Below are 23,119 nucleotides of genomic sequence, written 5' to 3'. Positions count from 1 at the left end.
CTGGTGGATAGCTTTATGTTTTTCGAAAAGCCCAAGAATCCCATCATGTTTGACGCGATTCGAGTTCGATTGGCATCGCCTGAGAAAATTCGTTCGTGGTCCTATGGCGAGGTCAAGAAACCCGAAACCATAAATTACCGAACCTTCAAGCCAGAGCGCGACGGTTTGTTTTGCGCCAAGATCTTTGGCCCGGTCAAGGACTGGGAGTGCAACTGCGGCAAGTACAAGCGCATGAAGCACAAAGGCGTCGTTTGTGAGAAATGCGGCGTGGAAGTCATTCTGTCCAAAGTGCGTCGCGAACGCCTGGGGCATATTGAACTGGCCAGCCCGGTTGCTCATATCTGGTTTTTCAAGGGATTGCCGTCCCGCATCGGTCATGTGCTCGACCTGAGCCTGAAAGACCTGGAACGCATCATTTATTTTGAAAATTATGTTGTCGTGGATCCGGGCGATTCCGATCTGCAACGCGGTCAACTCCTCGCTGAAGAAGAATATCATGAAGCGGAGATGGAGTTCCCCGACACCTTGAAAGTGATGATCGGCGCGGAAGCGATTCTTGAATTGCTGACCTCTCTCGATCTCGATGCAGAAATCGAAAAAATCAAGGTCGATCTGGAGAATACCCGTTCGGTCATGAACAAGCGGAAGTTTTCGAAGCGCCTCAAAATCATTGACGCGTTCCGAAAATCCGGCAACAAACCCGAATGGATGATCCTCAAGGTCGTTCCCGTGATTCCGCCCGAGTTGCGCCCGCTGGTGCCTTTGGATGGCGGACGCTTTGCGACTTCCGATCTCAACGATTTATACCGCCGCGTCATCAACCGCAACAATCGCCTGAAGCGATTGCAGGAGTTGAAAGCGCCGCAGATCATTATCCGTAACGAAAAACGCATGTTGCAGGAAGCGGTGTCCGCTCTGTTTGATAACGGACGTCGTGGACGCACCCTGCGCGGCACGAACAAACGCCCGCTGAAATCGCTGAGCGATATGCTCAAAGGCAAGCAAGGTCGATTTCGACAGAACCTGCTTGGCAAACGCGTTGACTATTCCGGTCGATCCGTCATCGTTGTCGGACCTGAACTGGATTTTCATCAATGCGGACTGCCCAAGAAAATGGCCCTGGAGTTGTTCAAGCCCTTTGTGTTCAGTCGGCTTGAGAAAAAAGGCTATGCGGCGACAATTAAAACTGCAAAAAAACTGGTAGAGCAGGAGCGGCCCGAAGTGTGGGAAGTGCTCGAAGAAGTGGTCGACGGTCACCCCATTCTGCTCAACCGCGCGCCTACATTGCATCGACTCGGAATTCAGGCGTTCATGCCCATACTGATCGAGGGCAAGGCCATTCAATTGCATCCCCTGGTATGTACCGCGTTCAACGCCGACTTTGACGGCGACCAGATGGCGGTCCATGTGCCGCTCTCCATGGAAGCGCAGGTGGAAGCCAAGTTGTTGATGATGTCCTCCAACAACGTTTTGTCCCCGTCGAACGGCAAGCCGATTGCGGTGCCGTCCCAGGATATCGTTCTGGGTTGTTATTATATGACGAAGGTCAAGGGCAACGTTAGGGGCGAGGGAAAAGTATTCGCCAATTCCAAGGAAGTGATCGCCGCTTACGATGCCGGTCAGCTTGACCTGCAGGCGCGCATCATGGTTCGCGTTCAGGGAGAGCTGGTGCAAACCACGACCGGACGCATCATGCTGGGCGAAGAACTGCCGAGTGAATTGCCGTTTGATATGATCAATCGCTTGATGGACAAGAAAGCCTTGTCGGAATTGATATCCAAATCCTTCCTGATAGCGGGTCGTGAAAAAACCGTCGGCTTGCTGGACAGCGTCAAACGACTCGGGTTCCAGTTTGCAACCGAAGCCGGTTTGACCATTTCCCTCAATCAGATGAAGATTCCGGATGCAAAAATATCGTTGGTGGAAAAAACCCGCGAGCAGGTATTGAAAGTGTATCAGCAGTACCGCGACGGTTTGATCACCAACGGCGAGCGATACAATAAAGTGATCGATATTTGGGCGCATGTCACCGAAAAAGTTTCGGAAGAAATGTTCCGCGAGCTGGAAGAGGAAGACGAGCGAATCGTAGACGGCGCCGACATGAAAGATTTTAACTCGATCTTCATCATGGCCGACTCCGGAGCGCGCGGTTCCGCACAGCAGTTGCGTCAGTTGGCGGGTATGCGCGGTTTGATGGCCAAGCCCTCGGGCGAGATCATCGAAACGCCGATCACCGCAAACTTCCGCGAAGGCCTGTCGGTTATCCAGTATTTTATTTCGACCCATGGCGCGCGCAAAGGTTTGGCGGACACCGCTTTGAAAACGGCGAACTCCGGTTACCTCACGCGACGTCTGGTGGACGTGGCCCAGGACATTATCATTCACGAAGAAGACTGCGGCACCTTGAAGGGCTTGACCGTGTCTGCGCTGGTCGAAGCCGGAGAAGTCATTCAGCCGCTCGGCGAACGTATTCTCGGTCGAACCGCGCTGGAAGATGTGTGCGATCCTTTCTCCAGCGAAGTATTGATCAAAGCCAACGACATGATCGATGAGCAGGCGGTAGAGATCATCGAAAATGCAGGCGTCGAGAGCGTGGAAATTCGATCCGGTCTGACTTGTGAATCGCGAAGCGGTATCTGCATCAAATGCTATGGACGCAATCTGGCTACCATGGGTTGGGTTGAAGTGGGCGAGCCGGTCGGCGTCATTGCGGCGCAATCCATCGGCGAACCGGGAACCCAGCTGACCATGCGTACCTTCCATATCGGCGGAACGGCGAGTCGCGTTGTTGAGCAAACCACCTTGCAGAGCAAAAAGGGCGGTTTTGTGAAATACATGGGCCTGAGAACGATCAAAACCCATAATGGCGAAATCATCGTCATGAACCGCAACGGCTTCATCGCCATTCAGGACGAGAACGGCCGCGAAAAAGAACGCTACTCTGTGGTCTATGCGGCAAAACTGAAGGTGAACGACGGGCAGGAGGTTCAGGAAAGCCAAACGCTGGTAGAGTGGGATCCTTACGCCAACTCAATCGTTACCGAGGTTTCGGGTTCCGTAGCCTTTGGCGACGTGGTTGAAGGCGTGACCATGAAAGAGGATTTTGACGAAATCACCGGCTTGTCCACCAAAGTCATCATCAGTCATCGCGACGAGAAAAAACAGCCGCGCGTTTCCATTAAAGATGAAAAAGGCGAAACGCTACGGCGCTATCTGTTGCCCGCAGGCGCACATATCAACGTTACCGAAGGCGACGCGGTGCACGCAGGCGACATGATCGTGAAAATCCCTCGCGAATCGGCGAAGACCAAAGACATCACCGGCGGTCTGCCGCGTGTTGCGGAATTGTTCGAAGCCCGCAAGCCGCATGAGCAGGCCACCATCACCGAAGTCGCGGGCAAGGTCAAATTTGGCGGATTCGTCAAGGGCATGCGCAAAGTCATCGTCGAGACCGAAACCGGAGAAGAATTCGAGTATCTCATCCCACGCGGCAAACACATCAACGTGCACGAAGGCGACGAAGTGATCGCCGGCGAGCCGCTGATGGACGGCGCGTCCAATCCTCACGATATTTTGAGGATTCTGGGTGAAAACGAGTTGCAGAAATATCTGGTGAACGAGGTTCAGGAGGTCTATCGACTCCAGGGCGTCGCTATCAACGACAAGCATATCGAGGTCATTGTCCGGCAGATGTTGCGCCACTTGATCATCGAGGAACCGGGAGAAACGGATCTGCTCATCGGCGAACAAGTCACCAAGAAAGTGTTTAACGAAAGAAATCAGGAAGCGATCAAGAATAATCAGAAACCGGCGAAGGGTTCGCCGGTTCTGCTGGGCATCACCAAGTCGTCGCTGAGTACGGAAAGTTTTATCTCGGCGGCTTCCTTCCAGGAGACCACGCGCGTTCTCACAGAAGTGAGCGTGAGCGGTCGCAGGGACGATCTGGTGGGTCTGAAGGAGAATGTCATTATGGGCAAATTGATCCCTGCAGGGACTGGCTGTCGAGCTTACACCGGCATTCGGATCGAAGAGCCTGGAATGGACGAAGAGGATAAAATTGAAGAGGAAGAGACGGCTGTACCTGCCGAATAAAAAATTCTCTCAGATTTTTGTAGTTTTGCCTTGACTCCTGAATTTTCAGTGATAAGATTACTAACTTTTCACGCCGTAAATCTTAGCGAAAACAAACGCGCTTAAGTTATTGTTTTTTTAAATTTAAGTGCTGTGAGCGATCGGTAGCCTCGTGTTGTATTGCGATGGCTGGTAGGAGAAATTCGTTTTGCCGACAATTAATCAATTAGTGCGATCAGGTCGTAAAAAAGCGGTTCGAAAGACCGCAAGTCCGGCGCTGAAATCATGTCCTCAGAAGAGGGGTGTTTGCGTTCGTGTGTATACATCGACTCCAAAGAAGCCGAACTCTGCGTTGCGCAAGGTAGCGCGCGTGCGTTTGACGAATGGTATGGAGGTCACGACCTATATTCCGGGTATCGGGCACAATCTTCAGGAGCACTCTATCGTGATGATACGCGGGGGTCGTGTGAAAGACCTGCCGGGTGTGCGTTATCATGTGCTTCGTGGTTGTCTTGATACGCTGGGTGTGGACAAGCGAATGCAAGGGCGTTCGAAATATGGCGCAAAGAAGCCTAAAAAATCTTAATTGAGACCAGAATAAACAATGGCACGTAGAAGAGAAGCACAAAAGCGACAGATCATTCCTGATCCCAAGTATAACGATATTCTGGTGGCGCGGTTCATTAACTGTGTGCTCCGCCAGGGTAAGAAGAGTCTTGCTGAGCGCATCCTGTATTCCGCTTTGGATGCAGTGGGTGAGAAAGCTAAAGAAGAGCCGTTGAAGGTTTTTAAGAAAGCTGTGGAGAATGCGGCTCCTTTGCTGGAAGTGCGATCGCGACGAGTGGGCGGCGCAACCTATCAGGTTCCCGTTGAGGTGAAGGAGAGTCGTCGTGTTGCGCTTAGTATTCGCTGGTTGATTCAGCATGCCAAGGCTCGACCGGGTCGGTCGATGGCTGAAAAATTGACGGGTGAGTTGCTGGATGCGTTCAATAACACGGGCGGTTCCGTCAAGAAGAAGGATGAAGTGCATCGTATGGCAGAAGCTAACAAGGCTTTCGCTCATTACCGGTGGTAAAAAACCCTCTTAAAATTTGATTCGATTATGAGTAAAAAGACGCCCTTGGAAAGGGTGAGAAATATTGGCATTATTGCGCACATCGACGCGGGTAAAACCACGACGACGGAGAGAATTCTGTACTACACCGGGCGAAGTCACAAAATCGGTGAAGTGCATGACGGCACCGCGACCATGGACTGGATGGAGCAGGAGCAAGAGCGCGGCATCACGATCACGTCGGCGGCGACCACCTGTTTTTGGCGCGACCATTTGGTGAATATTATTGATACCCCCGGTCATGTTGACTTTACGGCTGAAGTGGAGCGTTCCCTACGCGTTTTAGATGGCGCGATCGGCGTATTCTGTGCGGTGGGCGGCGTGGAGCCTCAGTCGGAGACAGTATGGCGACAGGCGAGCAAGTATCGCGTCCCACGAATAGGCTTTGTTAATAAGATGGACCGCGCGGGAGCTGATTTTCTCAATGTTGTCAGTCAAATGAAGAGTCGTTTGAATGCGAAGCCGGTATTGATTCAGTTGCCGATCGGATCGGAGCATAATTTTGTCGGCGTCATCGACCTTGTGAAGATGAAGGCGAATGTGTATTCCGAGGCCAATAACAACGGCGAGACTTATGAGACGGTAGACATTCCTGAAGATATGTGCGAGCAAGCGGATGAATACCGTGAGGCTCTGCTGGAAGCTTTGGCCGATGTGGACGAGGTTTTGATGGAGAAGTTTCTCGGCGGCGAGGAAGTGACGGAGGCTGAGGTGCTGGCGGCTCTGCGTAAGGGCGCTTTGGACCTGCAGTTTACCCCTATTTTGTGCGGCGCGTCTTTCAAGAACAAAGGCGTTCAGCAGTTGCTGGATGCGGTGACGCTTTACCTGCCTTCGCCTTTGGAGACCCCTCCGGTAGTTGGTGAAAATCCCAATACCCAGCAGGAAGAGGCGCGCAAGCCTGAAGATGGCGAGCCCTTGTCGGCTTTGGCGTTCAAAATCATGACCGATCCATTTGTGGGTCAGCTGGCGTTTGTTCGGGTGTATTCTGGTGAATTGAAGAGCGGAAGCTATGTTTATAATTCGACCAAGAATCAGCGTGAGCGCGTCGGTCGACTGCTTCGCATGCATGCGAATAAGAGGGAGGAAGTGACCTCGGTGAGAGCGGGCGATATCGCCGCGGCTATTGGTTTGAAGAAGACTTTTACTGGGGACACCTTATGTTCCCAGGACCATCCTATCATCCTCGAATCCATCTCCTTTCCTGAGCCGGTTATATCAGTCGCTATTGAGCCTAAAACCAAGGCCGAGCAGGACAAGCTTTCAGATTGTTTGCAGAAATTATTGCAGGAAGATCCGACCTTCAGCGTCAAAGTGGATCCCGAGACCAATCAAACGGTCATCTCGGGTATGGGCGAGTTGCATTTGGAGATTATTGTCGATCGAATGCGTCGCGAGTTTTCCATGGACGTTTCTGTGTCGAAGCCTCAGGTGGCCTACAAGGAAACCATTACCAAGCCGATCGAAGGCGAGTATCGATACGTCAAGCAGACGGGTGGTCGTGGTCAGTATGGTCATGTCAAGATTTTGCTGGAGCCGCGCGAAGCGGGTTCCGGTTTTGAGTTTGTCAACAAGATCGTCGGTGGCGCAATTCCGAAGGAATACATCGCCCCGGTTCAGAAGGGAATTGAAGAGGCGATGGCCCGCGGCATCCTCTGCGGATATAACGTGGTTGATGTGGGCGTGACTCTTCTGGATGGATCGTATCATGATGTTGACTCGTCGGAAATGGCGTTCAAAATGGCCGCATCCATGGCGTTCAGAGAGGTGAGCCGCAAGGCAAGCCCGGTTCTGTTGGAGCCTATTATGGAAGTGGAGGTCGTCACGCCGGAAGAATTTATGGGCGACGTCATTGGTAAGTTGAATTCCAAGCGCGGCAAGATCAAGGATCTCAGTGATCGGTCCGGGGCCAAGGTGATTCGCGCCGAAGTGCCGCTGTCGGGAATGTTTGGGTATTCCACGGATTTAAGGTCGGCGACGCAGGGTCGCGCCAATTACACGATGGAATTCTCCAAGTATGAGGCTGTTCCTCAGCAGATTGCTGAAGAGCTGATAGCTAAAATTTCGGGTGCAGATAAAGAAAAACTGGCCGTCTGAAACATAAATAAATAAACGCAAACAATAAACACATTAATCTGGAGTGAATTGAAATGGCAAAAGAGAAGTTCGTCCGGGATAAACCTCATCTGAATGTTGGCACGATCGGTCACGTCGACCATGGTAAAACCACGTTGACGGCGGCAATCACTGAGGTTTTGTCTAAAAAAGGTTATGCAGATTATACCCCCTTTGATCAAATCGACAAAGCTCCGGAAGAGCGCGAGCGCGGCATCACCATCGCAATCGCTCACGTTGAGTATCGAACCGACAAGCGTCATTATGCTCATGTCGACTGCCCGGGCCATGCCGACTATGTAAAAAATATGATCACTGGCGCGGCGCAAATGGACGGCGCGATTCTGGTGCTCAGCGCTTCAGACGGCCCCATGCCTCAGACCCGCGAGCATATCCTCCTGGCTCGACAGGTTGGCGTGCCGAAAATCGTTGTGTTTATGAACAAGTGCGACATGGTTGACGATGAAGAATTGCTCGACCTGGTTGAGCTGGAAGTTCGTGAGTTGCTCTCCAAATATGAATTCCCGGGCGACGATGTTCCGATCATTCGCGGTTCTGCCCTGCAGGCTCTGGAGAATCCGGAAGATGAAGAGAAGACCAAGTGCATTTGGGAGTTGATGGGTCAGTTGGATGAGTATTTCCCGGTTCCAGAGCGTCCTGTTGACAAGCCTTTCCTGATGCCGATCGAAGATATTTTCAGTATTTCCGGTCGCGGAACGGTAGCGACGGGTCGTGTTGAGAGCGGGATTGTTAAGGTGGGCGAGGAAGTTGAGATCGTTGGTATCCGACCGACCACCAAGACCACGGCGACCGGCGTTGAAATGTTTCGCAAGTTGCTGGACGAGGGACAGGCTGGCGACAACGTGGGTATTTTGTTGCGCGGCACCAAGCGCGATGAGATCGAGCGTGGACAGGTTCTTGCCAAGCCCGGAAGCATCACGCCTCATACTAAATTCAAAGCGGAAGTGTATATCCTGAGCAAAGACGAGGGCGGGCGACACACGCCTTTCTTTAACGGGTATCGACCGCAGTTTTATTTCCGAACCACAGACGTCACCGGCGTGGCGACCTTGCCTTCCGGCGTTGAGATGGTTATGCCCGGCGACAACGTGGCGCTTGAAGTGACTTTGATCGCTCCGATCGCAATGGCCAAGGGTTTGAAATTCGCTATTCGAGAAGGCGGCCGAACGGTGGGCGCTGGAGTTGTAAGTGAGATTATCGAGTAATGAGCGATCAGAAAATAAAAATTAAGCTGAAAGCCTACGATCATAAGTTGCTGGACTGGTCAGTGGGAGAGATTGTAGAAACGACCCGGCGCACTGGCGCCCGGGTTGTGGGGCCGATTCCTCTGCCGACAGTGAGAAACCGATGGACGGTTCTTCGCTCGCCGCATGTGGATAAGAAATCCCGGGAACAATTCGAGATTCGTACGCACAAACGGTTTCTGGAAATTCTGGAGCCGACGCCGCAAACGGTGGATGCGTTGATGAAGCTGGACTTGTCGGGCGGCGTGGATATTGAAATTAAACTCTGATCGTTATGCGGTCGGCTGAGAATTGAAAAGAGTTATGGAAGCTTTACTGGCAAAAAAAATAGGAATGACCCAGATTTTTTCGGAGAAGGGCGACTGTATTCCAGTCACCATCGTCCAGGTTGAGAAATGCATTCCCGTATTTCGAAGGACCGAGGAGAAAGACGGGTATCAGGCGGTATTGACGGCTTATGGCGAGCAAAAGGATAAGAATGTCAATAAGCCGATGCGGGGATTCTACGAAAAACACAAGATAAAGCCTGCGAAAATTCTGACGGAGTTTAGAGGTCAGGATATCGAGGAAGATCAGTTGGGCAAGCCCCTTTCGGTCGAGATCTTCGAAGCGGGTGATTGTGTCGATATCGTTGGCGTGTCCAAGGGTAAAGGTTTTGCCGGCGTAATGAAACGTCATGGATTTCATGGCGCTCCTGCATCGCGCGGGAGTCATGAAGCTTTTCGCGGCGGCGGATCCATCGGTATGCATACCTATCCGGGCCGAGTGTTCAAAGGCAAGAAAATGCCGGGTCGAATGGGCGGAGATACGATTCACGTTCATAATGTGAAAGTATTTCGCGTCGACAAGGACAAAAACGCTCTTCTCCTGAATGGAGCGGTGCCAGGGGCTAACGGCGGAATTGTTAAAATTATCAAATCCCGTAAGGGTGGAAAGAAGTAAGATGGCGGAACTGGACTTAGTAGACGCTTCGAACCAGAAGGTGGGATCGGTGGAACTGTCCCCCGAGGTGTTCGACGTTAAAATTAAAAAAGACCTGGTGCATCAATACGTGAGATTGCAGTTGGCGACGCGACGCGGCGGCAATGCTTCGACGATCAGCAACAAGGGCGATCTGCATGGTTCCGGTAAGAAGCCCTGGAGGCAAAAGGGCACCGGTCGGGCGCGCTCGGGTAACAGCCGATCTCCGATCTGGCGCGGCGGTATGACGGTTTTTGGTCCGACGCCAAGAGACTTCGATTTCAAGATGAACAAGAAGGCGAAGAAGATTGCCTTGCGATCGGCTTTAACAGACGGCGTTAGAGAAAAAAGAATGGCTGTCGTCGACAAGTTGAATCTTGATAATCCGAAGACGAAGGAAGCGGTTGCGCTGATGAAGAGTCTTGAATTGCCAGCCAGCACGCTGTTCATCCTTTGTGAAGATAATGTGAATTTGCAGTTGGCCATGAGAAATATACCCGGCTCCAAGATTTTGAAGGTTGATGGGTTGAACGTATTCGATCTTTTGAATCATGACAAGATTGTCTGCACTCCCGAGTCGTTGAAGAAAATTGAGGAGCGATTGAACTAATGGAAGAACATTACCGAATTCTGCGAAAACCGCTTGTTACTGAAAAGAGCGCGACGATCCAGCAGGAAAGCAATCGCGTGACTTTTGGCGTGCACCCCGACGCTAACAAGATTCAGATTAAAAACGCAATTGAGAAAATCTTTGGCGTGAAAGTGCTCTCTGTCAATACGAGCATGGTGCAAAGTAAAAAGCGCCGATATGGCCGTAATGTCGGATACAGTAAAAAATGGAAGAAAGCAATCGCTCTTCTTAAAGAAGGCGATAAGATTGAGCTGTTTGAAGGAGTGTGATCTAAATGCCCATCAGGAAACTTAAGCCAAGGTCGCCGGGAGTACGGTTCCAGACCATCTCCGGATTTGACGATATCACCAAGTCAACGCCCGAAAAAAGTCTGGTTCAGTCGATCTCCCGCACAGGCGGTCGTAACAGTAACGGTAGAATCACCGTCAAGCATCGCGGCGGTGGACACCGCAAGAAATACCGTTTGGTGGATTTTCGCCGAACCAAAGATGGGATTCCCGCTAAAGTTGCAGGAATCGAATACGATCCGAATCGCTCAGCGCGGATCGCTCTGCTGGTATACGCCGATGGAGAAAAAAGCTATATCCTGGCGCCAAATAATCTGAAGGTAGGCGATCAGATATTGTCCGGACCGGAAGCGGAAGTGCGCAATGGCAATTGTCTGCCATTGAAGAACATCCCCGAAGGCACCATCTTGCACAATTTGGAATTGCGACCTGGTAAAGGCGGTCAGTTGGCGCGAAGCGCTGGAACTTCGGTTCAGTTGATGGCAAAAGAAGGCGCATACGCAAACGTGAAGCTGGCGTCTGGAGAAGTTCGGCTGATTGACGTGAACTGCCGGGCAACGGTAGGCACGATCGGCAATGCAGACCATGAAAATATTTCAATCGGTAAAGCAGGTCGAACCCGATGGAAAGGTCGACGACCGCGAGTTCGAGCGGTTGTTAAAAACCCGGTCGACCATCCTATGGGCGGCGGCGAGGGCCGGTCTTCCGGCGGGCGTCACCCATGTAGTCCTTGGGGGCAGATCGCCAAGGGTTTGAAGACGAGAAAAATCAGCAAGCAGTCCAATAAGTTTATTTTGTCCAAACGTAAGAAATAACGTTTTAAAGATCAGGCGGAAAAATTATGGCACGTTCCCTAAAAAAGGGTCCCTTTGTAGATACATCGCTGGGCGACAAGGTAGAAAAGATGAATAAGGCGAATGAGCGCAAGGTCATCAAGACCTGGTCGCGTCGTTCGACGATCACCCCGGATTTTGTGGGGCATACTTTCTCAGTCCACAATGGAAAAAAATTCATCCCCGTGTTTGTGACGGAGAATATGGTAGGGCACAAACTGGGAGAATTTTCGCCAACGCGTACTTTTAAGATGCATAGCGGCAAAACTAAAAAAACCCCTCCGGGTAAATAAAGTCACTTAGACGGATTTCGCAATTATGGAAGTTAAAGCTATTTTAAGACACACGCGCACCTCGCCGCAAAAAGCGGCGTTGGTTGCGGATTTGATTCGCGGGAAAAATGTAAACGATGCGATGAATGTCCTCCAGTTCAGCTCTAAGAAAGCGGCGGGGATTTTTCAGAAGCTCCTGAAATCGGCCATTGCCAATGCGGAAGAGAATCACAAGGTTCTTGACGTAGACGATCTGGTCATTAAATCGGCCCGTGTCGATCAAGGGGTTACATGGAAGCGTAATATACCTCGGGCGCGCGGTACGGCGACTCCGATTCGAAAGCGAACCAGTCATTTAATGCTGGTGCTGGAAGAGAAAGGCTAGGGGAGGTCACTTTGGGTCAAAAAGTACATCCGTACGGTTTCCGTTTAGGTGTTAACAAGCCATGGAGCGCTAACTGGTACGCAAAAAAAGATTATGCGAACCTCCTTTTGGAGGATATCAAGCTGAGAAATTATATCACCCGAACCTTGTCGCACGCTGGCGTGTCGCGGGTAGAGGTGGAGCGATCGGCTAACCGAGTGCGGATCAATATTCACACCGCCCGCCCTGGCATCATCATCGGTAAAAAGGGGCTGGAAGTGGATCGCTTGAAGGAAGAGTTGCAGAAAATGCTTTCCGGCAAGCAGGTCAGCCTGAACATCAAGGAAGTCCGGCGCGCTGAACTCGACGCCACCTTGATCGCCCAGAACATTGCGCTTCAGTTGGAGAAACGAGTTTCTTTCCGACGCGTTGTGAAAAAGAGCGTGGTATCGGCGAGACGATTTGGAGCCAAGGGCGTGAAAGTCAAGGTTTCCGGTCGATTGGGCGGAGCCGAAATTGCAAGAAGCGAATGGTATCGCGAAGGACGCGTGCCTCTGCATACGCTTCGCGCCGACATCGATTATGGTACGGCCACTTCGCGAACCACTTTTGGCGCGATCGGCGTCAAGGTATGGGTTTACAAGGGAGAGATTCTTCCTTCGAAGAGCGAAGCGCCTGAAAAAGAAACCGCTGGAGAATAACCGGGCGTCACAGTCTGGAGTGGAAAGGTTAAGGTAGATTGCTATGTTGATGCCAAAAAAGGTTAAATACCGTAAACGACATAAAGGTCGTATGCGCGGGGTGGCGTTCCGCGGAGGTAAGGTGGATTTTGGCGCCTTTGGTTTGCAGGCCGTTGAATGCGGTCGAATCACCAATCGCCAGATCGAAGCCGCTCGTATCGCAATGACCCGTCATGTTAAACGCGGCGGGAAGATCTGGTTGCGAATATTCCCCGACAAACCGGTATCCAAAAAACCCGCTGAAACGCGAATGGGTAAAGGTAAAGGCAACCCGGAATATTGGGTCGCCGTAGTGAAGCCCGGGCGAGTTCTGTATGAAATGGAAGGCGTTTCAGAGGAAGCGGCTCGAGAAGCGTTTCGATTGGCGGCTCATAAGCTTCCCATTGCGACTCGCTTTGTACTCAAAGAACAGATTTAAGATCTTTTAGAGCGTGTGATATAGTGATGAAACCACAGGAAATTAGAGAATTATCAGAAAAAGAGCGGGAAGAGAAAGTTGCCGATTTGAGCCAGGAGTCCTTCAATTTGAAGTTTCAACTGGCGACCGGCAAGATTGAGAATCCCTCCCGGGTGCGCTCGATTCGTCGTGATATTGCGCGGATCAAGACCATTCAGCATGAATTGACAGGGCAGGCCGCGGCCATTGAATCCGCAAGCGAAAGCAAGACGGAAACAGCCGAGGCAAAAGAATAATAGTTTTGCGGCAGACAGCGCCGGTTACTTGACTTAGGAGCATCTTTTGGAAGAGAAGAAGACAAGAAAAACGCTTACAGGAACGGTCGTAAGCGACAAAATGGATAAGACCGTGATGGTGCGCGTCGAGCGCAAATATGCCGACACGACTTTCAAGAAGATCGTCAAGCGTACCAGCAAATACAGCGTGCACGACGAGAAAAACGAATGTCAGGTGGGCGATTTTGTGAGCATCTGTCAAACGCGCCCTCTCAGCAAAACCAAGCGCTGGATGTTTGTTGAAGTCATTAAAAAGGCGGAGATCATTGGAAGGGTGGAAAGCAAATGATTCAGTTGAGAACGGTATTGGAGGCGGCTGACAACTCCGGGGCCAAAATGGTTCAGTGCATTAAAGTGCTCGGAGGCTCGCGTCGACGTTACGCCCGCATTGGCGACATCATCGTCGTTTCCGTGAAAGAGGCGGAACCGCACACTCCAATCAAAAAAGGCGACGTGAAAAAAGCGGTGGTGGTTCGCACCCGCAAGGAAATTCGTCGGCCGAACGGAACCTATATTAAATTTGATACCAACGCCGCAGTGCTGATAAACGACGCCAAGGAGCCTCTCGGAACCCGTATTTTTGGTCCGGTTGCTAGAGAGTTGCGAGCCAAACGGTTTATGAGAATTCTGTCTTTAGCCCCCGAGGTGCTTTAATGGCTAACGCGCAAATAAAATTTGGATTGAAAAAAGACGATATCGTTCAGGTAACTTCTGGGCGAGAAAAAGGTAAGAAGGGGAAGATCCTGGCATTGTTCCCCGATCAGGAACGCGTCACGATCGAGAAACTCAATTTATTCAAGCGACATATGAAGGGCGATGGCAAGACCCGTCAACCCGGCATTGTGGAACGCGAAGGCAAGATCCATATATCTAATGTTCTCCTGGTTTGCGACAAGTGTGGCAAGGGAGTTCGTTTCAAGCGCAAACTGCTGGACGACGGAAAAAAAGTCCGCGCGTGCCGGAAGTGCGGCGAAGTTATAGACAGGGTTTAACATGGCGAATATCAAAGTAGCATATCAAGAAAAATTCAAGCCGGCGATTCAGAAGGAACTCGGGCTGAAAAATGTCATGCAGGTTCCACGGCTGGACAAAATAGTTTTGAACATGGGGCTGGGCGAAGCGATTCAGGATTCCAAGCTGATCGAAGCCGGCGTAGAGCAGTTGCGTGTCATCAGCGGGCAGATGCCGGTTGTGACACGCGCCAAGAAAGCCATTTCGAATTTCAAGTTGCGCGAAGGCGTTCCGATTGGAGTTCGCGTCACGCTTCGCGGCAAGCGAATGTACGAGTTTTACGAGCGTCTGGTGAGTTTCGCTCTTCCTCGCGTGCGCGATTTCAAAGGCCTGTCGCCGAAATCTTTCGACGGTCGCGGCAACTATTCTCTGGGTATCAAGGAACAATTGATCTTCCCGGAAATCGATTTTGACAAGGTGGACAAAATCAAAGGAATGAATATCACCATTTGCACCACGGCAACAAACGATGAAGAGGGACGGTGTTTATTGAGACATCTGGGTTTCCCTCTCAGAAAATAATTGTAACCTTTTGAGCGTTCTGGTACCGAAACCTGGCGGAAAGAACAATGGCCAAAAAATCCCTAATAGCTAAATCATTAAAAGTTAAGAAATTCAATGTGCGCGAGTACAACCGGTGCCGGGTGTGCGGGCGTCCGCGAGCTTTTCTCAGAAAGTTTGGCATGTGCCGTATCTGCTTTCGAGAGCGAGCCTTGCTGGGAGAGATCCCAGGCGTAACGAAATCGAGTTGGTAAACCGACGCTGAGTCCAAGTTAAGGAGTTGTACTGAATTATGTCGATGACAGACCCTATTGCTGATTATTTTACCCGAATCCGAAATGGATTGATGGTGAAAAAGGACCGGGTGGAAGTGCCCGGGTCCAAAATGAAAACCCGTATTTCGGAGATTCTCAAGGAAGAGGGATTCATTCGAAACTATCGGATGTTTGACGATGGAAAGCAGGGTATCCTGCGCCTTTATTTGAAATATCATGAGGGAACTCCTGTCATTCGCGGCATCAAACGGGTGAGCACTCCCGGACGTCGGAATTATGTGAAATCGGATGAGGTGCCAAAAGTTTTGAATGGGCTGGGCATCGCGATTCTCACCACATCCTCTGGGGTTTTGACCGATGAGGATTGCCGCAAGAAAAAAGTAGGCGGCGAGGTGCTTGGATACGTTTGGTAACAAGCTCAAGAATGCAAGGGCGGATGGAACGCTCTAATTTAAATCAAAAGCGGATGTGAAGGATATACAGGAATGTCTCGAATTGGAAAAAAACCGGTAGTGGTTCCCTCCGGGGTGGAGTGCAAGTTGGCGGGTAGCCGTCTGACGGTCAAGGGTCCCAAGGGGCAATTGGAGCGCGAACTGCATCCGAACATGAAGATAGAAATTGAGAGCGCTGAGATTCGCGTTGTGCGACCGACCGAGAGTCGACAGGATCGATCCCTGCACGGACTCACCCGATCTCTGATCAATAACATGGTCATCGGCGTCACCGACGGATTTGTCAAGCAACTGAATATTGTCGGCGTTGGTTATCGCGTCGAACTGAAGGGCAAGGATTTGAACTTGAACGTGGGTCATTCTCACGCCATCCTTTACCCGCCGCCAGAAGGGGTTCAGTTCGAAGTGGATTCGAAAGCGAATACGATTAAAGTAATAGGAATGAATAACGAAAAAGTGGGACAGGCCGCCGCAGAGATTCGCGCGTTTCGACCGCCGGAGCCTTACAAGGGTAAGGGCATTATGTACTCCACTGAAAGAATCATCCGTAAAGCTGGTAAGACTGCGGGAGCTAAGGGATAAGAATGAAAACATCGCTCAGACAGGCGCTTCGCGACAAGCGCAAGATTCGGGTTAAAAATGCCGTACAACGCGACAAAACAAAATTGCGTTTGACGGTATTCAAAAGCGCTAAACATATCTATGCGCAAATCATTGACGACCAGCAGGGCAAGACCCTGGTGTCCGAGTCCACTCTTTCCGAATCCATTCGGGGCCAGGTGGGCAACGGCGGCAACGTGAAAGCGGCGGCCCTGGTGGGCGGACTGCTCGGCGAAAAAGCCGTGAAGCAGGGAATCAATGAAGTGTATTACGATCGAAACGGTTTTATTTATGCAGGCAGGGTTCGTGCCCTCGCCGATGCAGTCAGGGAAAAGGGAGTTAAGTTTTAACCGGACGGAGAAAGCGCCGTCGGGGACATCAAATAGTGGAGGTGTGGATTGCAGGGACAAGGCGAGGCCAGACAGGAATTTGTTGATAAGGTGGTGAATATCCGCCGCGTAGCTAAAGTGGTTAAGGGCGGTCGACGTTTCAGCTTCAGCGCGCTTGTGGTTGTGGGTAACCATGACGGCGAAGTGGGCTGGGGTCTTGGAAAGGCCAACGAAGTCCCCGAAGCGATTCGAAAAGGCGTGGAAAGCGCCAAAAAGAATTTGATTAAAGTGCAGTTGGATGGAGGCTCCATCCCGCATGAAGTGACGGGCCGTTATGGAGCGGGTCGCGTACTGATGAAACCCGCGTCACGCGGTACAGGCGTGATCGCCGGCGGCGCAGTGCGAGCTGTGCTGGAGGCGGTTGGCGTTAAAGATATTTTGACGAAATGTCTGCGGACCAACAACCCGCACAATGTGGTGAAGGCGACGATTGAAGGATTATCCTCTCTGCGCGGCGCAAAAGAATGCGCTGAGATGCGCGGCAAAGCTTAAGCAAGGAAGACGGGAACCAGCAAATGAAATTATCGAATTTACAACCTGCGCCTGGCGTACGGAAAAATCGCAAGCGCATCGGTCGGGGCATCGGTTCCGGCACAGGCAAAACTTCGGGCAAAGGCCAGAAAGGTCAGAAGTCTCGATCTGGCGGCAAGCCGCATCCCTGGTTTGAAGGCGGACAGATGCCTCTCCAGCGAAGGCTCCCCAAAAGAGGTTTCACCAATATCTTTCGAAAAGAATACGAACTTGTCAATCTGGACGATTTGGCAAAAATCACCGACGCGAATCCGATCACCCCGGAAGTCATGAAGGAGCGCGGACTGGTGAAGAAAACGAATCGCGTTAAAGTTCTGGGCGATGGCGAGATGACACGTGGAGTCGCGGTGCAAGCTCACAAGTTCAGCAAAACAGCCGCTGAGAAGATCGAAAAATCCGGCGGGAAAGCTGAGCAGATTGAAAAGTCAGGCGGAAAGGCTGTGACAGTTTAAATGAGTGGAGCTGATTCCTTTGGTAATGTCTTTCGCGTTCCAGAATTAAAACGACGAATTTTATTCACGCTGGCAGTATTGGTTGTCTACCGGATCGGGGCGCATATCCCGACCCCTGGAATCAATTCTGCGGCGTTGGTTGAAATATTTGAGCGGGCGTCAGGAACCATTCTTGGTTTCTTTGACATGTTTTCCGGCGGCGCATTGAGCCGTTTGACGGTTTTCGCGTTGGGAATCATGCCCTATATCAGCGCATCGATCATTTTGCAGTTGATGACGATGGTGTCCCCGTATCTGGCTCGATTGAAAAAAGAGGGCGAGCAGGGGCAAAAGAAAATCACGCAGTACACGCGCTACGGAACCATTGTTCTGAGTATGGTTCAATCCTCTGGCATCGCGGTCGGTCTGGAAGCGATGAAAAGCCCGTCGGGCGCGCCAATTGTGCCGCATCCGGGTTGGGAATTCAGAGTCATGACCATCCTCACGCTGACCGCAGGAACGGCATTCCTGATGTGGCTGGGCGAACAGATCACTGAGCGGGGCATTGGCAACGGCATTTCCTTGATCATTTTTTCAGGCATTGTCGCAGGCACGCCGAGCGCCATCTTCCAGTCCATGGACTTGATGGGAACGGGCGAGTTGCCGGTTCTGGTGATGCTGGCATTGCTGATCATGATGGTCGCAGTCGTTGGAGCCATCGTATTTACGGAGGGCGGCCAGAGGCGCATACCCATACAGTACGCCAAGCGCGTCGTCGGACGTAAAATGATGGGCGGGCAGAGCACGCATTTGCCTCTGAAAGTGAATACATCCGGCGTTATTCCGCCGATTTTTGCATCGTCTATTATCATGTTCCCGGCGACGATCGCACAGTTCGTGAACGAACCGTGGATGCAGACCGTGTCAGCGGCTTTGACGCCAGGAAATTTGATTTATAGTATGATATTTGTCGGGGCGATCTTCTTTTTCTGTTATTTCTACACGGCCGTTATCTTCAATCCTGTAGACGTTGCCGACAACATGAAGAAGTACGGGGGCTTTATTCCGGGAATACGACCGGGGCCGCGTACATCGGAGTATATTGACCAGATTTTGTCAAGAATCACGTTTTATGGCGCGGTTTACTTGTCTTTAGTCTGTATTTTACCGGATTATTTGATAAAATATTTCAACATTCCGTTCTATTTCGGAGGTACCAGTTTGCTGATTGTTGTTGGCGTTTCTCTTGACACCATGCAGCAGATTGAATCCCACCTTGTCATGCGCAATTACGACGGATTTGTTAAAAAGGGTAAACTGAAAGGCCGACGAGGGTGATTAATGAGGCTCATCCTGTTGGGGCCGCCGGGCGCTGGTAAAGGGACCCAGGCAAAGCTACTGATAGATAAGTATCATATCCCCCAGGTGTCGACCGGGGATATACTGAGGCAGGCGATCAAGGATCAAACTGCGATCGGGCTCGAAGCTAAAAATTATATGGACGCTGGCAATCTGGTCCCCGACGATCTGGTCATCGACTTGATCCGGGAGCGCGTCAAGGAGGAAGATTGCAAGGATGGCTTCATCCTCGACGGTTTTCCCCGCACTCGAGTGCAAGCGGAAAAACTTTCGGAAATGTTGCAGTCGATGGGTGTTGATCTGGACGCGGTCATAGAAATTGCAGTGGATGAAAACGCGCTGATAGATCGTTTGACCGGACGAAGGACTTGCTCGGAATGTGGGACGATGTTTCATCAATCGGCCCGGCCGCCAAAGGAAAAGGGCGTTTGCGATGGATGTCGGGGCGAGTTGATTCAACGGGAAGACGACAAGCGCGAAACCATCGTTAACCGTTTGGAAATTTACAAGAAGGAAACGCAACCACTGATTGAATTTTATAAAAATCAAGGGCGACTCAAAACCGCCTTGGGCGAAGGAAACGTGGAGCAGGTATTTTCTCGCGTTTGCGCCCTTTTACCCTGACCCTATATGTCTAAAGAAGAATCGATTGAAGTAGAAGGGACCGTACTTGAGCCTCTCTCCAATGCAATGTTCAGGGTCGAGTTGGAAAACGGGCATAAAGTAGTCGCCCATATTTCAGGTAAGATGAGAATGCATTTCATCCGTATCCTGGCAGGAGACAAGGTCAAAGTACAACTGTCCCCCTATGATTTGACAAAAGGCCGAATAACGTACCGCTATAAATAAAGAACAGGAACAAAGTAATGAAAGTAAGATCTTCCGTAAAACCGATTTGCAATAAATGTAAAGTGATTCGCAGGCGCGGCATTGTGCGGGTGATTTGCGAAAACCCGAAACACAAACAGCGCCAAGGCTGAACCGACTGGGCGAAACCCAAATTTGACAAGGAGCTAAAGTGGCTAGAATCGCAGGGATTGACATCCCCAGAGACAAACGAACAGTGATTGCCCTGGAATATATTTATGGCATCGGCCCGACGGCGGCGAAACAAATTCTGAAAAAATCGGCGATCGCCGATAACGTCCGCGTGAAAGACCTGACGGACGACGAAGTCACCAAAATTCGTAATCTGGTAGAAAAAGAGTATGAAGTGGAAGGCGACCTGAGACGCGCAGTGACCATGAACATCAAGCGATTGATGGATATCGGTTGCTATCGCGGGTTGCGGCACCGGAAAGGACTTCCGGCGCGGGGTCAGCGCACCCACACCAATGCGCGCACCCGCAAAGGTCCGCGTAAAACCGTAGGCGCGCGAGCCAAAAAATAACCGAAAGGAAGGATAAGCATGGCGGAGAAGAAAAGCAAGGGCGGTAAGAAAAAACAAAAGACAGCTCCCGAGATGGGCGTGGCGCATATCCAAGCGACGTTCAACAACACCATCGTTAGCATTTCCGATATGTCGGGCAATGTCGTATCATGGTCCAGCGCCGGCGCGCAGGGTTTCAAAGGTTCTCGAAAGAGCACTCCGTTCGCCGCTCAAGTAGCCGCCGAAAAGGCAGGACAAAAAGCAAGAGATATGGGTATGAAAAAGCTGGAAGTTCATGTGAAAGGGCCAGGGTCCGGAAGAGAATCTGCCATCCGGTCATTGCAGAATGTGGGTATGGAAATTACCGTGATTCGCGATCGAACGCCTATCCCGCACAATGGATGCCGTCCGCGCAAGCGGAGAAGAGTTTAACCAATAATAACCTTTTTAATAAGGGAGTCGGGGTTTGGCAAGATATAGAGGATCTGTATGCCGGTTGTGCCGCCGAGAAGGCATTAAACTGTTTCTAAAAGGCGAGCGATGTGAGACCGCCAAATGCGCAATTGACAAGCGCGGCTATGCGCCGGGGCAACACGGCCAGGGTCGACGCGCGAAGTTTTCCGAATATGGAATACAGCTTCGCGAGAAGCAGAAGGCCAAACGAGTGTACGGCGTGCTTGAAAAACCTTTTCGCAATATGTTTGCCGCCGCAGACCGCAAAAAAGGGGTCACCGGCGAGAATCTTCTCCAGTCGCTCGAATTGCGATTTGATAATGTAATATTCAGGTTGGGTTTCGCGCCTTCGCGAAACGCCGCCAGACAGCTGGTCCGGCACAGTCATTTTTTTGTGAACGGGAAAAAGGTCAATATCCCTTCTTATTTCCTCAAACAAGGCGATGTCATAACGCCCAATCCTCGCAAGGGGGAAAAAGCGCCTATCAAGACAGCTTTGGAGAAAATGAAAGGTAAAACGCTGCCTCATTGGCTGGCGTTCGACCCAGAAAACAAGCAGGGACTTGTGCAGGCCCTGCCCGCCCGAGAGGACGTCGATATTCCTATTCAGGAGCAATTGATCGTCGAACTCTATTCCCGCTAACTCCGTTCCTGTTTCGGGAATATTTAGGCGAAGCGGATCAAATAATAATAGATTGCTGGAAGTAAATAATCGGAGGCACTATGTTCAACGCCCAGGGCATCGTTAAACCCAAGCGATTGGAATTCGATAAACGAACGAAGTCAAATTCATACGGGAAGTTCACGGCGGGTCCTTTCGAAAGGGGCTACGGCGTGACGATTGGTAACTCTCTCCGAAGAATGCTTCTTTCTTCGGTTGAAGGCGCGGCGATTGTCGCTGTTAAATTTGAAGGCGTTTTCCATGAATTCTCATCCATACCGGGAGTTCTTGAGGACGTGACTGAGATCATCCTGAATCTCAAACAAGTCAATTTGCAGATGGCTCCTGGCATTCAGGAAAAACGCCTCAATTTCAAATCTTCAGGCGCAGGCGAAATAACGGCCCAGTCGATTTCGAATGATCCCGACGTAGTCGTTTTGAACCCCGATCTGCATATTGCATCAGTTGATCAAAATGGTTCCATGGAAATGGAAGTGATTGTCAGACGGGGCCGAGGCTATGTTCCTGCTGAAGCGCAAGAGATGGAAGATGAATCTGTTCAAATGATTCCCATCGATGCGGTATTCTCTCCTGTTGAGAAAATCACCTACAAGATTGAGAACACACGGGTCGGTCAGTCGGCTGATTACGATTCGCTGGTTATGGAAATGTGGACCAACGGCGGTATTTCTCCTGAAGATGCCGTGGCTCATGCCGCCAAGATCGTCAAAGATCATATGCAGATTTTCATCAATTTTGATGAAGAGCCGGAACCGACGGTTCCCCAGGTCGACGAAAAGAAACAAAAAGTCATCGCCAATCTTGCAAAAAGCGTGGAAGAGCTGGAGTTGTCGGTTCGTTCCTACAATTGTTTGAAGAATGCAAATATTCAAACCATCGCCGAACTGGTGCAGAAGACCGACGGTGAAATGCTGAAGACAAGGAATTTTGGCCGCAAGTCATTGAATGAAATCAAAGAAATACTTGAAGAAATGGGGTTGCATTTGGGTATCAAGGTTGAAGAGGAAGACCTGAAACAAATCAGCCAGTTGCGAAAGAAAAAAGAAGTAGAAACGGAACTGGAACCCTAATCAATGTTCCCTCAATAGAATAGGAATCGAGGATCCATGCGTCATTTAAAAGCAGGCAGAAAATTTGGTCGCACGACTGCGCACCGCAAGGCCATGTTTCGTAATATGGTAACGGCCCTGTTGGAGCGAGAGCGTATCCGCACCACCCTGCCCAAAGCAAAAGAATTGAGAAGCAAGGTGGAAAAAACGATCACTCTCGGTAAGAAAGGGACCTTGCATGCGCGTCGAAGAGCCCTTCGCCTGATCGCGCATCGGGACATTCTCGGAAAGTTGTTCGGCCCGCTGGCGGAACGTTACGCGGAACGACCGGGCGGTTATACGCGAATCATCAAGATTGGCAATCGCAAGGGCGACGATGCGCCAATGGCGTTCATCGAATTGGTGGATCGCGATACGGACCCGAAAGCGGCGGCAAGCAAAGTAGAAAAGAAAGCCGAGAAGAAACCTGCGGCGAAGAAAGCCAAAGCGGACGATACGAAAGAAAAATCCGAAAAGAAGACGGAAAAGAAAGCGGCTGAAAAGAAGCCCAAAGCAGTTAAGAAAGCCGTTAAGAAAAAAGACGAAGAGAAAAAAGAAGAGAAATAAAAAAAGGGGGAGCGCAAGGCTCCCCCTTTT

General features: G+C 50.9%; 34 protein-coding genes. All 34 read left to right on the top strand.

The features are described from left to right. The 34 genes from rpoC (at position 1) to rplQ (ending at position 23,089) form a co-directional block, all read left to right on the top strand. A complete protein-coding gene (rpoC, locus tag G3M78_02175) occupies positions 1-4,092 on the top strand; it encodes a DNA-directed RNA polymerase subunit beta' (GenBank protein ID QPJ66738.1) in 4,092 nt (1,363 codons plus the stop codon). Between the two features lie 187 nt (positions 4,093-4,279). Continuing rightward, positions 4,280-4,657, top strand: coding sequence for a 30S ribosomal protein S12 (locus G3M78_02170; GenBank protein ID QPJ64271.1), 378 nt, complete (start codon positions 4,280-4,282; stop codon positions 4,655-4,657). Positions 4,658-4,675: 18 nt separating this feature from the next. After that, complete coding sequence (gene rpsG, locus G3M78_02165) at positions 4,676-5,146, top strand: 30S ribosomal protein S7 (GenBank protein ID QPJ64270.1); 471 nt, start codon at positions 4,676-4,678, stop codon at positions 5,144-5,146. 27 nt (positions 5,147-5,173) lie between these two features. Then, positions 5,174-7,279 (top strand): elongation factor G, encoded by a 2,106-nt coding sequence (gene fusA / locus G3M78_02160; protein QPJ64269.1) that lies wholly within the window; start codon positions 5,174-5,176, stop codon positions 7,277-7,279. 53 nt (positions 7,280-7,332) lie between these two features. Further along, on the top strand, positions 7,333-8,523 hold the full coding sequence (gene tuf / locus G3M78_02155) for an elongation factor Tu (GenBank protein ID QPJ64268.1): 1,191 nt from the start codon (positions 7,333-7,335) through the stop codon (positions 8,521-8,523). Beyond that, the gene (rpsJ, locus tag G3M78_02150) at positions 8,523-8,831 is read left to right on the top strand and encodes a 30S ribosomal protein S10 (GenBank protein ID QPJ64267.1); all 309 of its coding nucleotides are present in this window, start codon (positions 8,523-8,525) and stop codon (positions 8,829-8,831) included. The genes tuf and rpsJ overlap by 1 nt, the downstream gene beginning before the upstream one ends. 34 nt (positions 8,832-8,865) lie before the next feature. Then, the gene (gene rplC, locus G3M78_02145) at positions 8,866-9,504 is read left to right on the top strand and encodes a 50S ribosomal protein L3 (GenBank protein ID QPJ64266.1); all 639 of its coding nucleotides are present in this window, start codon (positions 8,866-8,868) and stop codon (positions 9,502-9,504) included. A gap of 1 nt (position 9,505) precedes the next feature. Further along, complete coding sequence (gene rplD, locus G3M78_02140) at positions 9,506-10,132, top strand: 50S ribosomal protein L4 (GenBank protein ID QPJ64265.1); 627 nt, start codon at positions 9,506-9,508, stop codon at positions 10,130-10,132. Next, positions 10,132-10,422, top strand: a complete 291-nt coding sequence (rplW, locus tag G3M78_02135) for a 50S ribosomal protein L23 (GenBank protein QPJ64264.1) — start codon at positions 10,132-10,134, stop codon at positions 10,420-10,422. The genes rplD and rplW overlap by 1 nt, the downstream gene beginning before the upstream one ends. Positions 10,423-10,427: 5 nt before the next feature. Beyond that, complete coding sequence (gene rplB, locus G3M78_02130; GenBank protein QPJ64263.1) at positions 10,428-11,255, top strand: 50S ribosomal protein L2; 828 nt, start codon at positions 10,428-10,430, stop codon at positions 11,253-11,255. Between the two features lie 26 nt (positions 11,256-11,281). Next, positions 11,282-11,566, top strand: a complete 285-nt coding sequence (gene rpsS, locus G3M78_02125) for a 30S ribosomal protein S19 (GenBank protein QPJ64262.1) — start codon at positions 11,282-11,284, stop codon at positions 11,564-11,566. 25 nt (positions 11,567-11,591) lie between these two features. After that, entirely contained in the window at positions 11,592-11,930 is a 339-nt protein-coding gene (gene rplV / locus G3M78_02120; protein QPJ64261.1) for a 50S ribosomal protein L22, read from the top strand. Between the two features lie 11 nt (positions 11,931-11,941). After that, positions 11,942-12,610, top strand: a complete 669-nt coding sequence (gene rpsC, locus G3M78_02115) for a 30S ribosomal protein S3 (protein ID QPJ64260.1) — start codon at positions 11,942-11,944, stop codon at positions 12,608-12,610. 43 nt (positions 12,611-12,653) lie between these two features. After that, positions 12,654-13,067, top strand: coding sequence for a 50S ribosomal protein L16 (rplP, locus tag G3M78_02110; GenBank protein ID QPJ64259.1), 414 nt, complete (start codon positions 12,654-12,656; stop codon positions 13,065-13,067). Between the two features lie 26 nt (positions 13,068-13,093). Further along, a complete protein-coding gene (gene rpmC / locus G3M78_02105; GenBank protein QPJ64258.1) occupies positions 13,094-13,342 on the top strand; it encodes a 50S ribosomal protein L29 in 249 nt (82 codons plus the stop codon). Between the two features lie 46 nt (positions 13,343-13,388). Next, positions 13,389-13,670 carry a 30S ribosomal protein S17 gene (rpsQ, locus tag G3M78_02100; protein ID QPJ64257.1) on the top strand — a complete coding sequence of 94 codons (282 nt, stop codon included), beginning with the start codon at positions 13,389-13,391 and terminating at the stop codon, positions 13,668-13,670. Further along, entirely contained in the window at positions 13,667-14,035 is a 369-nt protein-coding gene (gene rplN, locus G3M78_02095) for a 50S ribosomal protein L14 (GenBank protein ID QPJ64256.1), read from the top strand. The genes rpsQ and rplN overlap by 4 nt, the downstream gene beginning before the upstream one ends. Next, positions 14,035-14,373 (top strand): 50S ribosomal protein L24, encoded by a 339-nt coding sequence (locus tag G3M78_02090; protein ID QPJ64255.1) that lies wholly within the window; start codon positions 14,035-14,037, stop codon positions 14,371-14,373. Before rplN ends, G3M78_02090 begins: the two co-directional genes overlap by 1 nt. Before the next feature lies 1 nt (position 14,374). Next, positions 14,375-14,914: a 50S ribosomal protein L5 gene (gene rplE / locus G3M78_02085; GenBank protein ID QPJ64254.1), complete on the top strand. Its 540-nt coding sequence runs from the start codon at positions 14,375-14,377 to the stop codon at positions 14,912-14,914. A 47-nt stretch (positions 14,915-14,961) separates the two neighbouring features. Further along, positions 14,962-15,147 carry a type Z 30S ribosomal protein S14 gene (locus G3M78_02080; protein ID QPJ64253.1) on the top strand — a complete coding sequence of 62 codons (186 nt, stop codon included), beginning with the start codon at positions 14,962-14,964 and terminating at the stop codon, positions 15,145-15,147. 38 nt (positions 15,148-15,185) lie between these two features. Beyond that, complete coding sequence (gene rpsH / locus G3M78_02075; GenBank protein ID QPJ64252.1) at positions 15,186-15,581, top strand: 30S ribosomal protein S8; 396 nt, start codon at positions 15,186-15,188, stop codon at positions 15,579-15,581. Positions 15,582-15,653: 72 nt separating this feature from the next. Next, positions 15,654-16,202, top strand: coding sequence for a 50S ribosomal protein L6 (gene rplF, locus G3M78_02070; GenBank protein ID QPJ64251.1), 549 nt, complete (start codon positions 15,654-15,656; stop codon positions 16,200-16,202). A 2-nt stretch (positions 16,203-16,204) separates the two neighbouring features. After that, positions 16,205-16,570 carry a 50S ribosomal protein L18 gene (locus G3M78_02065; GenBank protein QPJ64250.1) on the top strand — a complete coding sequence of 122 codons (366 nt, stop codon included), beginning with the start codon at positions 16,205-16,207 and terminating at the stop codon, positions 16,568-16,570. Between the two features lie 48 nt (positions 16,571-16,618). Continuing rightward, on the top strand, positions 16,619-17,101 hold the full coding sequence (gene rpsE / locus G3M78_02060; GenBank protein QPJ64249.1) for a 30S ribosomal protein S5: 483 nt from the start codon (positions 16,619-16,621) through the stop codon (positions 17,099-17,101). 23 nt (positions 17,102-17,124) lie between these two features. Then, positions 17,125-17,592, top strand: coding sequence for a 50S ribosomal protein L15 (gene rplO, locus G3M78_02055; GenBank protein ID QPJ64248.1), 468 nt, complete (start codon positions 17,125-17,127; stop codon positions 17,590-17,592). Further along, complete coding sequence (gene secY, locus G3M78_02050) at positions 17,593-18,909, top strand: preprotein translocase subunit SecY (GenBank protein QPJ64247.1); 1,317 nt, start codon at positions 17,593-17,595, stop codon at positions 18,907-18,909. Between the two features lie 3 nt (positions 18,910-18,912). Continuing rightward, positions 18,913-19,554, top strand: a complete 642-nt coding sequence (locus tag G3M78_02045) for an adenylate kinase (GenBank protein QPJ64246.1) — start codon at positions 18,913-18,915, stop codon at positions 19,552-19,554. A 6-nt stretch (positions 19,555-19,560) separates the two neighbouring features. Continuing rightward, entirely contained in the window at positions 19,561-19,779 is a 219-nt protein-coding gene (infA, locus tag G3M78_02040; protein QPJ64245.1) for a translation initiation factor IF-1, read from the top strand. A 17-nt stretch (positions 19,780-19,796) separates the two neighbouring features. Continuing rightward, positions 19,797-19,910 (top strand): 50S ribosomal protein L36, encoded by a 114-nt coding sequence (gene rpmJ / locus G3M78_02035; protein QPJ64244.1) that lies wholly within the window; start codon positions 19,797-19,799, stop codon positions 19,908-19,910. Positions 19,911-19,948: 38 nt separating this feature from the next. After that, positions 19,949-20,320, top strand: coding sequence for a 30S ribosomal protein S13 (gene rpsM / locus G3M78_02030; GenBank protein ID QPJ64243.1), 372 nt, complete (start codon positions 19,949-19,951; stop codon positions 20,318-20,320). An 18-nt stretch (positions 20,321-20,338) separates the two neighbouring features. Continuing rightward, positions 20,339-20,731 (top strand): 30S ribosomal protein S11, encoded by a 393-nt coding sequence (gene rpsK / locus G3M78_02025; GenBank protein QPJ64242.1) that lies wholly within the window; start codon positions 20,339-20,341, stop codon positions 20,729-20,731. A gap of 34 nt (positions 20,732-20,765) precedes the next feature. Next, the gene (gene rpsD, locus G3M78_02020; protein ID QPJ64241.1) at positions 20,766-21,395 is read left to right on the top strand and encodes a 30S ribosomal protein S4; all 630 of its coding nucleotides are present in this window, start codon (positions 20,766-20,768) and stop codon (positions 21,393-21,395) included. Between the two features lie 80 nt (positions 21,396-21,475). Further along, positions 21,476-22,504, top strand: a complete 1,029-nt coding sequence (locus G3M78_02015) for a DNA-directed RNA polymerase subunit alpha (protein QPJ64240.1) — start codon at positions 21,476-21,478, stop codon at positions 22,502-22,504. 36 nt (positions 22,505-22,540) lie between these two features. After that, a complete protein-coding gene (rplQ, locus tag G3M78_02010; GenBank protein QPJ64239.1) occupies positions 22,541-23,089 on the top strand; it encodes a 50S ribosomal protein L17 in 549 nt (182 codons plus the stop codon). Positions 23,090-23,119: the final 30 nt, after the last annotated feature.

It is taken from the genome of Candidatus Nitrohelix vancouverensis (assembly GCA_015698305.1).
Taxonomy (GTDB): domain Bacteria; phylum Nitrospinota; class Nitrospinia; order Nitrospinales; family VA-1; genus Nitrohelix; species Nitrohelix vancouverensis.
The sequence above is the reverse complement of the archived record's forward strand: the minus strand, read 5'-3'. Positions and strand labels throughout refer to the sequence as shown.